This window comes from Paenibacillus campinasensis, assembly GCF_002272015.1.
Taxonomy (GTDB): Bacteria; Bacillota; Bacilli; order Paenibacillales; family Paenibacillaceae; genus Paenibacillus_AQ; species Paenibacillus_AQ campinasensis.
On sequence record NZ_NPBY01000147.1, the window covers coordinates 1 to 403 of the forward strand.

General features: G+C 30.5%; 1 protein-coding gene. It reads left to right on the forward strand.

Going from position 1 to position 403, the window contains the following annotated elements; translation table 11 throughout:
* A partial coding sequence (locus CHH67_RS26430; RefSeq protein WP_218832091.1) for a hypothetical protein occupies nt 1-403 on the forward strand: 403 nt, incomplete at both ends.

Genomic DNA, 403 nt, shown 5'->3' on the forward strand with positions numbered 1-403 from the left:
ATACATCGAGTTTTTATAATATTAATGATTTTAGAGGGCATAACTTTATACAAAGGGAGCAGAGGCATCAGAATTTCAATAAGTTTATAGATGCTAAAAGCTATCCATCCGCCACTCGAACTGAATTTTATAATATATCTAATTACTATTTATTGAGTTCCGCAGCTGTTAAGTATATTGTTTCTGATGAAGCGATAGGTGAAGAACAAATTCCAGAACTATTTAAAGTGAAAGACTTAGTACCTATAGGAGAAATTTTAACAAAAACAGAGATTGAGCAAGGATTTGTTAGTCAAAAACAAAATCTCTCTTCTATTTCAATTCAATTTGCAACATATAATCAAAATTTTGACCATGGCGTTCTTCAATTTGAATTGCTCGATGCAGAAAATAAGGTTATAAG